This is a genomic window from Streptomyces diversicolor (assembly GCF_057537855.1).
Map to the genome: position 1 here is coordinate 80,744 of NZ_BAAJXA010000031.1, position 12,928 is coordinate 93,671.

At 73.6% G+C, this 12,928-nt stretch carries 13 protein-coding genes; 12 read left to right on the forward strand and 1 reads right to left on the reverse strand.

Going from position 1 to position 12,928, the window contains the following annotated elements; translation table 11 throughout:
* Nucleotides 1-11 precede the first annotated feature (11 nt).
* Genes AC27LF_RS31280 through AC27LF_RS31295 form a run of 4 tightly spaced genes read left to right on the forward strand, consistent with a single transcriptional unit; the run spans nt 12 to nt 2,674 of the window.
* A complete protein-coding gene (locus tag AC27LF_RS31280) occupies nt 12-470 on the forward strand; it encodes a roadblock/LC7 domain-containing protein (RefSeq protein WP_487227771.1) in 459 nt (152 codons plus the stop codon).
* Entirely contained in the window at nt 467-823 is a 357-nt protein-coding gene (locus AC27LF_RS31285; RefSeq protein ID WP_404034794.1) for a DUF742 domain-containing protein, read from the forward strand. Before AC27LF_RS31280 ends, AC27LF_RS31285 begins: the two co-directional genes overlap by 4 nt.
* Nucleotides 804-1,421 (forward strand): GTP-binding protein, encoded by a 618-nt coding sequence (locus AC27LF_RS31290; protein WP_479661960.1) that lies wholly within the window; start codon nt 804-806, stop codon nt 1,419-1,421. Before AC27LF_RS31285 ends, AC27LF_RS31290 begins: the two co-directional genes overlap by 20 nt.
* On the forward strand, nt 1,418-2,674 hold the full coding sequence (locus AC27LF_RS31295) for a cytochrome P450 (RefSeq protein WP_479661961.1): 1,257 nt from the start codon (nt 1,418-1,420) through the stop codon (nt 2,672-2,674). Before AC27LF_RS31290 ends, AC27LF_RS31295 begins: the two co-directional genes overlap by 4 nt.
* A 480-nt stretch (nt 2,675-3,154) precedes the next feature.
* Here the strand turns inward: AC27LF_RS31295 and AC27LF_RS31300 are convergent, their stop codons facing one another.
* Nucleotides 3,155-4,381, reverse strand: a complete 1,227-nt coding sequence (locus AC27LF_RS31300; RefSeq protein ID WP_479661962.1) for a cytochrome P450 — start codon at nt 4,379-4,381, stop codon at nt 3,155-3,157.
* A 271-nt stretch (nt 4,382-4,652) separates the two neighbouring features.
* Here AC27LF_RS31300 and AC27LF_RS31305 point away from each other — a divergent pair, with 271 nt between their 5' ends.
* From AC27LF_RS31305 to AC27LF_RS31340, 8 genes are all read left to right on the forward strand, one after another.
* Complete coding sequence (locus AC27LF_RS31305; protein ID WP_479661963.1) at nt 4,653-5,411, forward strand: cupin domain-containing protein; 759 nt, start codon at nt 4,653-4,655, stop codon at nt 5,409-5,411.
* Nucleotides 5,408-6,463 carry a hypothetical protein gene (locus AC27LF_RS31310; protein ID WP_479661964.1) on the forward strand — a complete coding sequence of 352 codons (1,056 nt, stop codon included), beginning with the start codon at nt 5,408-5,410 and terminating at the stop codon, nt 6,461-6,463. The genes AC27LF_RS31305 and AC27LF_RS31310 overlap by 4 nt, the downstream gene beginning before the upstream one ends.
* On the forward strand, nt 6,460-7,569 hold the full coding sequence (locus AC27LF_RS31315; protein WP_479661965.1) for a hypothetical protein: 1,110 nt from the start codon (nt 6,460-6,462) through the stop codon (nt 7,567-7,569). The genes AC27LF_RS31310 and AC27LF_RS31315 overlap by 4 nt, the downstream gene beginning before the upstream one ends.
* A 1-nt stretch (nt 7,570) precedes the next feature.
* Nucleotides 7,571-8,419 carry a hypothetical protein gene (locus AC27LF_RS31320; protein WP_479661966.1) on the forward strand — a complete coding sequence of 283 codons (849 nt, stop codon included), beginning with the start codon at nt 7,571-7,573 and terminating at the stop codon, nt 8,417-8,419.
* Nucleotides 8,420-8,517: 98 nt separating this feature from the next.
* Nucleotides 8,518-9,060 (forward strand): hypothetical protein, encoded by a 543-nt coding sequence (locus AC27LF_RS31325; RefSeq protein WP_479661967.1) that lies wholly within the window; start codon nt 8,518-8,520, stop codon nt 9,058-9,060.
* A gap of 76 nt (nt 9,061-9,136) precedes the next feature.
* Nucleotides 9,137-10,906 carry an asparagine synthetase B family protein gene (locus AC27LF_RS31330; protein WP_479661968.1) on the forward strand — a complete coding sequence of 590 codons (1,770 nt, stop codon included), beginning with the start codon at nt 9,137-9,139 and terminating at the stop codon, nt 10,904-10,906.
* A gap of 34 nt (nt 10,907-10,940) precedes the next feature.
* Nucleotides 10,941-12,293 carry an aldehyde dehydrogenase family protein gene (locus tag AC27LF_RS31335; RefSeq protein WP_479661969.1) on the forward strand — a complete coding sequence of 451 codons (1,353 nt, stop codon included), beginning with the start codon at nt 10,941-10,943 and terminating at the stop codon, nt 12,291-12,293.
* A gap of 295 nt (nt 12,294-12,588) precedes the next feature.
* Nucleotides 12,589-12,804, forward strand: coding sequence for a hypothetical protein (locus AC27LF_RS31340; RefSeq protein WP_479661970.1), 216 nt, complete (start codon nt 12,589-12,591; stop codon nt 12,802-12,804).
* Nucleotides 12,805-12,928 lie beyond the last annotated feature (124 nt).

The window sequence follows — 12,928 nt, forward strand, 5'->3', positions numbered from 1 at the left end:
GGAACGGGCCGGTGACCGGACAACCGGGCACCACCGTCCCATCACCTGCCATGCAGACCACCGACAACAGCCTGACCTGGCTTCTGCAGAACCTCCTGGAACGCACCCCCGGGACGCGTCACTCCCTGGTGCTGTCCCGGGACGGCCTGAAGCTCTGCTGGACCGAGAACCTGACGCTGGACCAGGCCGACCAGCTCGCCGCGATCTGCTCGGGCATCCAGGCACTCGCCCAGGGCGCCTCCGTGGAGTTCGGCAACGGCACCGGCGGCGTCCGCCATTCCATGACCGAGTTCCACGGTGGGCTGCTGTTCATCGTGGAGGCGGGCGAGGGCGCGCACCTGGCCGTCGTCGCCGACGAGGACGCCGACCCGGGCGTGGTCGGCAACCAGATGACGGAACTGGTCGAGCAGATCGGCGAGCACCTGCGGGCCGAGCCCCGCCAGCCCGTGGCGGGGAGTGCCTCCTCGTGATGCGCAGGCCCGTGGACACCGGTGATCCCGATCGGCTCTACACGGTCACGGGCGGGCGCAGCCGTGCCGACGACTCCTTCGACCTGGTCACATTGGTGGTCAGCGAGTGCGAGCCGACCGCCGGCATGCAGTCGGAACACGTCAGGATCCTCGAACTGTGCCGGCATCCCACGGCCGTGGTCGAGATCGCCGCGGAGCTGAAACTCCCGATCACCGTGGTGCGCATCCTGCTCGGTGACCTGCTGGCCACCAGCCGGATCACGGCACGCCACCCGCGCGCGGCGCAATCCTTCGCTTCGCTTCCCGAAACCGCCCTTCTCAAGGAGGTGCTCGATGGGCTCCGCAATCTCTGAGCTGCCTTCCAGCCGCGCGCCCTTGGCCGATGCCGCCGAGACCGGACTCAAGATCGTCGTCGTGGGCGGATTCGGGGTCGGCAAGACCACCTTGGTCCGCTCGGTGAGCGAGATCCGGCCGCTGAACACCGAGGAGGTCATGACGCAGGCCGGTGTCGGCGTCGACGAGATCAGCGGGGTGCGAGCGAAGACCACCACGACCGTGGCCTTCGACTTCGGCCGGATCAGCCTCAACGACCGCATGGTCCTGTACCTGTTCGGCGCCCCCGGGCAGGAGCGCTTCTGGTTCCTGTGGGACCGGCTGTTCTCCGGCACACTGGGCGCGGTCGTGCTGGTCGACACCCGGCGGATGAACGACTCCTGGTACGCGATCGACCGTCTCGAACAGCACCGCACGCCGTTCGTGGTGGCCGTCAACCGCTTCGACGACGACACCTCGCGATACTCCCTGGACGAGATTCGCCAGGCGCTCAGCCTGCCCGAGCACGTGCCGCTGATCGAATGCGACGCGCGGGTGCGGGCGTCGGGCAAGGACGTGCTGATCACCCTCGTGGATCACCTTTACCAGATGGCCGCGGTCAAGGAGAACGCATCGTGACCGACACCGGATCCGACCCCACACCGCCCCCGGGCTGCCCGGCCCACGAGGGCGCGGTGCCGCTGGCCGGTCTGGAGTACCAGCAGGCGCCCGCACAGCTGTACCGCAGCCTGCGGCGCGAGCACGGCGCCGTCGCGCCCGTACTGCTGGACGGGGACGTGCCCGCCTGGCTCGTGCTCGGCTACACCGAAGTCAGCTATGTGACCAGCCATGACGAGCTGTTCGCCCGGGACTCGCGGCGCTGGAACCAGTGGCCGGCCATTCCCGCCGACTGGCCGCTGCTGCCCTTCGTCGGCTACCAGCCCTCGGTGCTGTTCACCGAGGGCGAGGAGCACCGGCGCCGGGCCGGCGTGATCACCCAGGCACTGGAGGGCGTCGACCAGTTCGAACTCGCCCGCGACTGCCAGATCATCGCCGACCGGCTCATCGCCTCGTTCGCCGGCAGCGGCCGGGCCGAGCTGATGAGCGCCTACGCGCACGCCCTGCCGATGCGGGCCGCGGTGCAGATGTGCGGGATGCCGCACGAGGGCACCGACACCCAGCAGCTCGTGGACGACCTGCGGATCTCGCTGGACGCCGCGGAGGGCGACGACCCGGTCGCGGCCTACACCCGGGTGGGGGAGCGCATCCAGCGGCTGGTCAAGGAGAAGCGGGACAAGCCGGGCCCGGACGTCACCTCCCGGATGCTGCTCGACCCTGCGGGACTGACCGACGAGGAGATCGTCCAGGACCTGATCTCCGTGATCGCCGCGGCCCAGCAGCCGACCGCCAACTGGATCGGCAACACGCTGCGGCTGCTGCTCACCGACGAGCGGTTCGCACTGAACGTCTCGGGCGGCCGGCTCAGCGTCGGCGAGGCGCTGAACGAAGTCCTCTGGCTGGACACGCCGACCCAGAACTTCATCGGCCGCTGGGCGGTGCGCGACACCCAGCTCGGCGGGCGGCAGATCCGGGCGGGCGACTGTCTCGTGCTGGGGCTCGCCGCGGCCAACACCGATCCGCAGATCTGGCCCGAGTCGCACGTCGGCGCGGAGAACTCCGCCCATCTGTCGTTCAGCAACGGCGAGCACCGCTGCCCCTACCCGGCCCCGCTGCTCGCCGACGTCATCGCCCGTACGGCGGTCGAGACGCTGCTGGAGCGGCTGCCGGACCTGGTCCTGGCGGTGGAACCGGAGGAGCTGACCTGGCGCCCGTCCATCTGGATGCGCGGCCTGACCGCCTTGCCGTCCCTCTTTACACCGGTGGTGCAATAGCACACCCGACCGCACAACAGCACACCGCTGACGCACCCGTCCCTGGCGGTGGCGTGCCCATCTGTGGCGGTGGCGGGCCGGTCTGTGGGGGTGGCGCACCTGTCCGTGGGGGTGCCGCGCTGGTCCGTGCCGGTGGCGTGCCCGTCCGTGGGGGTGGCGCGTCTGGCCGTGATGGTGCGCACCCGTCCCGGGTGGAGGCGGGCTGGTTCCGTCCTGGAGCGGTGCGGCGGGCCGGGTCACGATGCGCGGGTCGTGACCCGGTCCGGCCGCGCGCGGCGGCCCGCCGGCCCGGGCGGCGCCCGACGTGCACCGGCGTCGGCCCGGTCGGCATGCGCCTGAGCCGTCGGCGGCGCGGCGGCACATGGCCTGATCCGTCAGCGGTGTGGCGGTGTGGCGGTGTGCGGTCCGAGCCTGAGGCGGTGCGGTGGTGTGGTGTGAGCCGGGCGGGCTCAGCCGGTGTGGGGTGTGAGTCGGGTGGGCTCAGGCGGTGTGGGGTGTGAAGCGCACCGGCAGCGACTGCGGGCCCCGGGTGAACACGCCCTGCTCCACCGGGTCGAATCCGTCGGCCAGCCGGGCGTCCGGCATCGCGTCCAGCAACTGGTCGACGCCGATCTCGACCTCCGCCTTCGCCAGCAGCGCGCCCACGCAGAAGTGCCGGCCGAGCGCGAACGCCAGATGGTCGGCGGCGGCGGAGAACGCGGTCGTCGTGGTCAGGTCGTCACGGAAGATGTCGAACCGGTCGGGGTCGGCGTACCGGCCCTCGTCACGGTTGGCGGCGCCGATCAGGCAGGTGACGGTGGCGCCCGCCGGTATGGTGCCCCCGCTGAGCGCGACCTCGGTCGCCGACTGCCGCATGATCATGTGGACGGGCGGGGTGTAGCGCAGCGTCTCGGCGAAGGCGCGGGGGATCAGCGCGCGGTCCTCGCGGACGGCCGCCAACTGCTCGGGGTGCGCCAGCAGGTTGGCGAAGATGCTGGCGATCGCCTTGTCGGTGGTCTCACCGCCCGCGGCGAGCAGCAGGCTGCAGAACGCCTTGATGTCCTCGTCGCTCATCCGCACGCCGTCGACCTCGGCGGCGCACAGCGTGGACAGCAGGTCGTCGCCGAGGTTCTGACGGCGCTCCCGGATGATCGGGAACATGTACTCGGCGAACTCCACCCGGGTGCGCTCACCTGCCGCCGCGACCGCCGGGTCACCGGACAGGTTGCCCAGGAAGGCGATGACCGACGTGTACCAGCCGTGGAACCGCTCGTGGTCGCCCTTGTCGAGGCCCAGCATGTCCGCGATCACGTTGACGGGGAAACGGGTCGCGTAGTCGTGGACCAGGTCCGCGGAGCCCGTGTGCCGGAAGGCGTCGATCAGCTCACGCGAGTTGCGCTCGATGACGGGCAGGAACTTCTCCTGCAGATCGCTGCCGCGGAAGGCCGGTGCGACCAGGGCCCGCCGTACGGAGTGCTCGCGACCGCTCAACTGCAGGATCGTCTTGCCGTGCACGGGCTCGATCTGCCAGTTGTAGTTGTCGGTGGTGAACTCCCCGTTCTTGTCCTTGAAGACGCGCTCCACGTCCTCGTAGCGCGAGATGATGTAGCTCTGGGTGACGTCGTGCCAGATGAGGGGCGCGCTCTCCCGCATCACTCGGTAGGCAGGGTAGGGATTCTCGGCGAACTCGGGTGAGAGTATGTCGGGTACCTGCTGAGCGGTGGACATGGGGCTCCTAGAGTGAGTCACGGCATGCGGTCACAAGGTTATTGATCAACTACGCACCCCGACAGCCGTGTCTCCGCCTACTGGTCCCCTTACGGCCACCCTTGGCCGAAAACCACCCCTGGCCGCACGGTCGGCCCTTCCCTTGCCGGGCTCCCGTTCACCCGGTGTTCGGCCGCGTGTCGGCCGTTGGTTCCCGGGCAACCTCGCCGCGTTCTGGATCAGCGGACTACCATGCGCTTGCGTTCGTGGGCGGCACATGGGGGAGGCGCGGTTGTCCGGCAGCTCGCGTGAGGATTCGGCAGGCAGGACGGCCCCGGGCACACCGGCCGTCGAGGACGGCCGGGGAGGGTGGGCCAGGCTGCCGCGCGGTGTGCGGCTGTACCGGCTGCGATCCGACGGCTCCGTCCTCCTCGGCGACCGTGACGGCGCCCGGGACCTGGGACCCGAGCGGGACCTGCTCCGGTTCATCGACGACGGGCAGTTCGCCCACTATCTCGTCGGGGACGCCGCCACGTCCCCGGAGCGTCCCTCCAACGCCACCGTCAAACTCGGCATCGTCGGCCCGCGCAGCGCCTTCACCCCGCATGCGCACGGCGGAGAGCACTACGTCCTCAGCCTCGGGTACGCCGCCTGCGGACTGTACGACGACGAGCGCGGCCGGGTCACCGAAGTCCCGCTCGCCCCGGGCGAGTTGATCCGCATCCCGGAGATGATGCCGCACTCCTTCGCCAACCGGGACACCGCCCCGCTGACCATCCTGGCCGCCAACACCGGCTACGGCATCGACCACGACGACTACGCGATCACCGCGCCCGAGGCGGAGCGCAGGGCGGCCCAAGGGGAGTACGGCGGCGCCGGGCCGCACCCGGGCACGAGCACCCTCGCCCGCACCGACTACCTCGAACTCGCCGCCGCCCTGCGCGACATCGAGCGGGTCCAGCAGGCGCGGGGACCGGGCGTCACCACCGTGCGCGAGCGGCTGGCCGCCCGACTGCGCCGGATCGCACAGCAACTGGAGGGCCGTCGATGATCTGCCCGCACTGCGAGACGTCCCTGCTGCGCAAGGAACGGCCCGGCAACACGTGCGGCACGTGCGGCCGCAGATACGCCCTCGACCCCAAGACCAACCCGCTGGGCCTGCACGACCTCAGGGTCCGCCGGATCGTCGCCCGGCTCACCCAGGACGGCCGACTGCCCTGCACCCCGGGCCAGTTGTGGTATGCCCTGGCGCGCAAGTCGCTGCGGGCGAGCCAGGTCGACACGGGCTGCGCCATCGTGCTGGGTGTCTTCGGCGCCATCGCCCTGTTCATCGCCGCGGGCTCGGAGGTCATGGCGTTCGGCGTCATAGGCGGCCTGCTGCTGCTCGCGGCGCTCGGCTTCGTGATCGCGCGGGCGATGGGCGTCGGCCGGGGCCGTCCCCGGCTCACCCGGACGGACTTCTGCACCGGCCCGCTGGCGGAATGGAAGAGCGTCTACGGCTCGCTGCCGCCCGGCGTGATCGACGACGGCCGCTACCCGTCCCCGGGCGCCGTACCGGCGCACGACGCGACCGGCCCGGCACCGGCCATCCCGTCCGACGGGCTCGTGCTGGTCTGCCCCGACCGCTCCGTCGCCGTCTTTCTCGACGCGGCGGGCCTGACCGCCCGTCACCGGCTCACCCTCGTGGCCGACCCGGCCGCCCTGCCCGCCGCACCCGGCGCTGGCCCCGTCCTGATCCTCCACGACGCGGACGCCCGCGGCCTGCTGCTCGCCCGCCGCGTCCGCACCGCGCAGCCGGGGCGCCCGGTCGTCGACGTCGGACTTCCGCTCGGCGCCGTGCACGGTCTCGCGCGGGCCGTGTCCGTGCGCGGCGAACCGCCGGGACCGACCGTCATGGCCCGGCTGCGCGACAGCGGGGAGTTCAGCCGCGACCAGCTGAGGTGGCTGGCCAAGGGGTGGGGGTTCCCGCTCGTCGGGGTGCCGCCCGCCAAGCTGCTGGCCGTCGTCTCCCGGGCCGTCGAGCGGGCCGGCGCCGCGGCCGACACACAGCGGCGGCGGGCCGCCGACGTCGGATTCATGACCTGGCCGCGGGAGGGCGGATGATCTGCCCCCACTGCCAGGCGTCCCTGCCGCGCAAGGAACGCGCGGGCAGCGTGTGCGCCCGCTGCGGGCGCGCCTTCGCCCTCGATCCCAAGGTGCACGGCCGCGGCATGCACGACATCCGCATCCGGCGCGTCGCCGAGAGGGCCACCGACGGGGGCCGCCGGCAGGTCACCGTCACCCAGCTGTGGTACCTGGCCCGCAACGCCAACCGCACCTGGACGGCGGCCCCGGCGAGCGGACGCCCCGCGTGGGTCGGCCGCTCGGTGGCGATGGTCCTCGTCGCCGGTCTCGTGGCGCTCGCGTTCCTGGTCGAAGAGGGGTCCCTCGCCGGCCTCCTCTGGTGGGCGGGCGCGGCCGCGGCAGCCGTCGTGTACGTGGTGGCGAAGGGCAAGCCGTACCGTCCCGCGCGCCGCGCCGGAGCCTATCTGTCGCCCTCGCTGCGGGACTTCCGGGCGATGATGTGCGTGCGCTGGGTCGAGGCGTACGGGAGCCTGCCGCCCGCCGTCGTCGACGACGAGACGTACCGGGAGCCGGCCGCCGGCACGGCGCGGCACACCGGCGGGCAACCGGAGCCGGACCCGGTCCAGTTGCTCTGCCCGGACCGTGCCGTCCGCGTGTTCCTGTCGGCGAACGGCCTTCCCCGGCGGCTGAACCTGACGCTCGCCGCCGGCCTGGAAGAACTCTCCGGGACCGGACCCGTCGTGGTCCTCCACGACGCGAGCCTGCGCGGGCTCCAGCTGGTCGCCGACGCCCGCGCGAGCCGGCCGCCGCGGGCGGTCGTGGACGCGGGGCTGCCGGTGCGGGCGGTCGTCGGCAACAGCGCGGCCGTGAAACTCCACGAGGAACCGCCCACGGAGGCACTGCGCAAGACGCCGCCCTGGCTGGCACGGATCGCCCGGACCGCACCCGAGGAGGCGCGATGGCTGACCCAGGGCTGGCGCAGCCCGATCGCCGCGGTCCCGCCCGCCCTGCTGGCCGCGGCCGTCGAGCGAGCCGTCCGGGAGGCCCGCGGCGCCGCCGGCCCGCAGCGGCAACCGGCCGCCGCGGTCGGCTTCATGAGCTGGCCGCGGCCCGCTGAACCACCGCTGACGAAGGACGGAACCTGACATGCCGACGGCCACGCGATCCACCGGCCCGGCCGGCCGGCTGCTGCTGGAGCGGGCGATCACCGTCGCCGCACGCCGCGCCGCCTCCCCCGGCGGCCTCCGCTTCACCGAGCGGCAGCTGTACTACGAGACCTGCCGGGTGCTGCGCCCGACACCCGCGCCGGTGCGCCGCATCCCGTACAGTCCGGCCCCGCCGCTGAGACTGTCCCGGTTCACCGAGGTGCTGCACGGCAGCAAGCCGGCCGGACTGCTGCCCGCTCCGCCCGCGGGCCGCGCGCTCGGCGGGCCCGCGCACGAGCCCGACCTGTACGCGTACGGACTGCCCCGGCTGCTGATCTGCCAGGACCGTGCCATCGCCCGGATGCTGCTGGCCAACCATGTGCATCTGGAGGCGGCCTGTCCCGTGCTGAGCGCGACGGACGATCTGCCGCTCGACTCCCGTCTGGTGGCGGCCCTCCAGCGGGCCGAGGACGCCACCGTGCACGTCCTGCACGACGCGAGCCCCGCCGGGATCGCCCTGCCCGCGCGGGTGCGCGAGGCACTGGGCCCGGTGCCCGTCCGGGTCGTCTCGCTCGGTCTTGTGCCCCGGCACGTCCAGGCGCTGCGCCTGGTGTCCGGGCGCCGCCCTGGCCCGGTGCCGCCGCTCGGACCCGTGCCGCGCGGGCTCAGACCCTCGGAGGTCGACTGGCTCGCCGACGGCCGGTTCGCCGAGGTCGCCGCGGTACCGCCGGCGCGGCTGCTGCGCGCCGTGCTGCGGCTCACCCGCGGACCCCGGCCGGCCCGGCACTCCGTCTGGGGCGAACTGCGCGAGCTGCGCACCGCCGGCTTTCTGACCTGGCCCGACGCGTGATCTGCCGCGATGTACGGCCCGGCCCCGCACCCACGCCTGACCCGACCCCGCCTTGAGGACCGTATGCCCGAGCACCGCAGACCCAAGGACCGAAGCGCATGATCCGCCCACGCGAAATCGGCTACACGGACGAACTGCTCGCCGACCGCAGCGTCCACCGCACCTACGAGGACGGCCGGCAGGAATGGCGTCGCCGCGGCCGGGCCGGCACGGTGCACTGGCGCGACGACCAGGGCGGCACGGGCACCGACGAACTGCTGGGCGACAAGATCGTCAAGCGCACGCTCGCCGACGGCACGGTGACCTACGGGCGGGACCTCGGCTATGGCCGGACCCTGTGGGGACGCGGCGAAACCCTCATGATCAACCGGACGTCGTTCGGCGGCCGGATGGGCGCCGTCCTCGTCGGCATCGGCGTGGCGTCCCTCGCCGTCACCGCCGCCCAGCTGCCGCCGCTCAGCCTCACCCCGGAGGAGGAAGAAGAGCTGCGCCAGCAGGCGCGGGCCTCGTCATCCGGCGGCGACGGCGGCGGTGACGCAGGCGGCACAGACGGTGGCGGCGACGGTGGCAGCGACGCCGACTGGGACGGCGGGGACTGGGGCGACGACGGCGGCGGCTGGAGCGACGACGACTTCGGGTGACCGCCCGCCCCTCGGCCCGACGGAAGGACGCGCGTACCCGGACATCCGGGCACGCGGCAACAGGAAAGGACCTGCGATGGCGCGCTTCTGCGTCTGTCTCGCGCCGGGAGGCGGCCCCGCCGACGGCCGGCCCGGCGCGGCCGACCTGCACCTCGCCGCCATGGGCGCCCCGGCCGTCGCGCCGGGACTCGCGCTCGTGCGGGACGAACCCGGCCACGCCGAGGGGCCGTTCGACGCGCACGGGATGCGCGCCGTCGGCGAGGTCACCCTGCACAACCGCGCCGAACTCCTCGCCGCCCTCACCGCCGACGGCGCCCCCGCCCCGCCCGGGACCGCCGACGGCGAACTGCTGCTGCGCTGCTGGGCCCGGCTCGGCGCGCCCGGTGTCGCGCTGGCCGAGGGCATGTTCGCGCTCGCCGTCCTCGACGGCGACGACCTCGTGCTGATCCGCGACCACGTCGGCGCCCGCACCCTCTTCTACGCCCGTGCCGCGGGCGCCTGGGCGGCCGCCACCTCGCTGCGCGCCCTGCGCCGCTGGCCCGCGCTGGGCACCCGCATGAACCTGTCCGCCGTACGCTCCTTCCTCACCTTCGCCTATCTGCCCGGCGACGAGACGCTGCTGGAGGGCGTGCGCGAAGTGCTGCCCGGCCGGGTGCTGCGGCTCGCGGCCGACGGCACCGTGACCGAGACGGTGCACTGGGAACCCCGGGAACGGCTCGACGGGCCGGCCGGCGGATCCGAGGACCACGTGCTCACCCTGCGCGCCCTGCTCGAAGAGGCCACCGCACGGCGGCTGCCCGACGCCGAGGCCGTCGGCGTCCTGCTGTCCGGCGGGATCGACAGCTCCCTCGTCACCGCGCTCGCCGCGAAGCTGCACAGCCACCCCGTGCACACCTACTCCATCAGCTTCGGCGACGAACTGCCCAACGAACTCGGCTACTCGGGTCTCGTCGCCGCCCACTGCCACACCCGGCACCGGGTGCTCACGGTGTCCGGCACGGCGGTCGCCGCCCGGCTCGCCGACACCGCCGCCCTGCTCGACAGCCCGGTCGGCGACCCGCTGACCGTGCCGAACCTGATGCTCGCCGAGGCCGTCGCCGGCGACGGGCTGCGCACCGTGCTCAACGGGGAAGGCGGAGACCCGGTGTTCGGCGGGCCGAAGAACCTCCCCATGCTGGTTCAGGAGATGCACGCCGGGACTCCGGGAGCGCATGAGTCGCCCTGGTACGAGGACCGGGCCACCGCCTATCTGCGTTCCTACCGCAAGTGCTGGACCGACCTGCCCGACCTGCTGACCGCCGACGCGCTGTCCGCACTGGAGCGGGCGCCGCGTCCGCAGCGCTTCGTCGAGCCGTACCTCACCGGCCCGGACCGGATGACCCACCTCCTCAACCAACTGCTCCACTGCAATCTGCGCACCAAGGGCGCCCATCACATCCTCACCAAGGTGGAACGGCTGACCGCGTCCCAGCAACTCCAGGGCCGCGCCCCGCTGTTCGACCGGCGCGTGGTGGACCACGCCTTCGCCACCCCGCCCGCGCTCAAACTCCGGGGCACGGCGGAGAAGTGGGTGCTGAAGGAGGCCGTACGGGACCTGCTGCCCGCCACCGTCGTGGACCGGCCCAAGAGCGGGATGCGGGTTCCGGTGCAGCAGTGGCTGAACGGGCCGCTGCGCGAACTGGGCGGCGACCTGCTGCTCGGCCGGGCCGCGCGACGGCGGGGGCTGTTCCGGCCGGACACCGTCCGCACCTGGTTGCGCGGCGCGGGCACGCTGCTGCCCCGGCAGGGCGGCAAGCTGTGGCTGGTGCTCACCCTGGAGCTGTGGCTGCGGGCGTACGACCTGTGAACCTCCGCGAACGGACCGAGGAGACGACCGACTCGTGAACACCCTTCTCATCGACCCCCGCACCGGCCGGGACCGGGGCAGCGCCCCCGTCGCGCGCGAGAGCGAGGTGCGGTCGGCGGTCGCGGCCGCCCGCGCCGCCCTGCCCGGCTGGCGCGGCCTGACCCCCAGGGAGCGGTCCCGGCGGCTGGAACGGCTGGCCGCGCTGGTGGAACAGCACGCCGACGCGTACGTCGCTCAGGAGGCCGCCGGCACCGGCAAGCCCGCCGGTGAGACCACGGGCGAGGTGGCACAGGTCGCCGACCTCTTCCGGTTCTACGCCTCCGCCGTCCGCGCACAGTCCGCCCCGGCCGCCGGACGGCTGGTCGACGGCCACGAGAGCTGGGTGCGCTTCGAACCCCTCGGGGTCGTGGGCGTCGTCGTGCCCTGGAACTACCCGCTGATGATGGCCGCCTGGCGGTGCGCCCCGGCCCTCGCCGCCGGCAACACGGTGGTCGCGAAGCCCGCCGAGACCACCCCGGACAGCCTGCGGCTCCTCGCCGAGCACGCCGCCGAAGCGCTCGGCCCCGACGTCCTGAGCGCCCTGCCCGGCGACCGGCAGACCGGCCGGCTGCTGGTCGAGGCCGACATCGACATGGTCGCGTTCACCGGCAGCGCGGCGGCCGGGGCCGATGTCGCGGCGCGGGCCGCCGGGCGCCGGGTCAGTCTCGAACTGGGCGGCAACGCACCCGTGTTGGTCCTGCCGGACGCACCCGACGACACCTGGGTCCAACTGGCCCGTGCCTGCACCTACAACGCCGGGCAGAGCTGTGCCGCGCCCGCCCGGGTCATCACCCTGCGGGAGAACTACGAGCGGACGGTGGAACACCTGGCCGCCGCGGCCCGTGACCGCCTCGCGGGACGGGACTTCGGACCGCTCAACAACCCGGACCAGCTGGCCCGTCACGACGGCATCGTGGGGGCGTCCGCCGCCGGCCGGAACATCGCCGCCGACATCGCGCCGGGGCCCGGCGAGGAGAACGGCTTCTGGCGGCCCGCCCGGATCCTGGCCGACCTCCCCGACGACGACCCGGCGGTGGTGGAGGAGGTCTTCGGACCGCTGCTCACCGTGCAGTGGGCCGCGGACCCGGACGCGGCCGTGGCGCTCGCCAACTCCGTGCCGCAGGCACTGGCGGCGAGCGTGTGGACCCGCGACCTGAGCACGGGCCTGGATCTCGCCGGCCGCCTGAACGCGGGGGAGGCATGGCTGAACTGCCACCTGGTGCAGACCGCCGAACTCCCGCACGGCGGCCGTGGGGCCTCCGGTCACGGCACCGACCTGAGCACACTGGCCCTGCCCGAGTACCAACGCCCCAAAACAATCACCGCCCGCCTGACCCCCGGAAGGTGAGCCCCTTTCCACCCGCCTGACTCCAGAGCGCGCTCCCCTTCCCGCACGACCGGCTCCGAAGCGGAGCACCCGAAACGCACAGCGGCATCGGGCCGGCGGGTGCCTGAAGCTCGCCGCGGCATCGGGTCGGCGGTGTGTGCTTGGGGACTCTTGGCGGCGTCAGGCCGTTGGCGTGGCCCGAACTCACCGCGGCATTGCGCCGGATGTGTGGACGTGAGGCGTGCCGCCGCTGTTCGCGGGGTGCGGGGGTGCGGGGGTGCCGGGGCCGCCGCGCCTTGGCGGGGGCCGCCGTTCGGTGGTCGTCGCCGTCCGGCGTGCGCGGCCCTACGCCCTCGGGCTCGATGCCGTCCCGCAGTTCGCCACCCGCGTCGCCCAGCGGGACGGGCCGGTGGCAATCGGCCCATCGCCGGGCAGCAGCACGGCCAGCGGGACGGCGGTGCACGCGGTGCGGGCCCGGCGGGCCATCCAGTGGGAACTCCCGATCCTGCGGCGCGCCGCGCCGGTCCCGTGACCGGTCGGCGGGTTGCGGCACGGCGGCATCCCCGGCCCGCGCCCAGGACCACCTGGGCGTCCGCCGACGCCCAGGTCCACGGCCCGGCCGGGGCGAGTCCCGTGACGGGTCGCCGCTCGCGCAC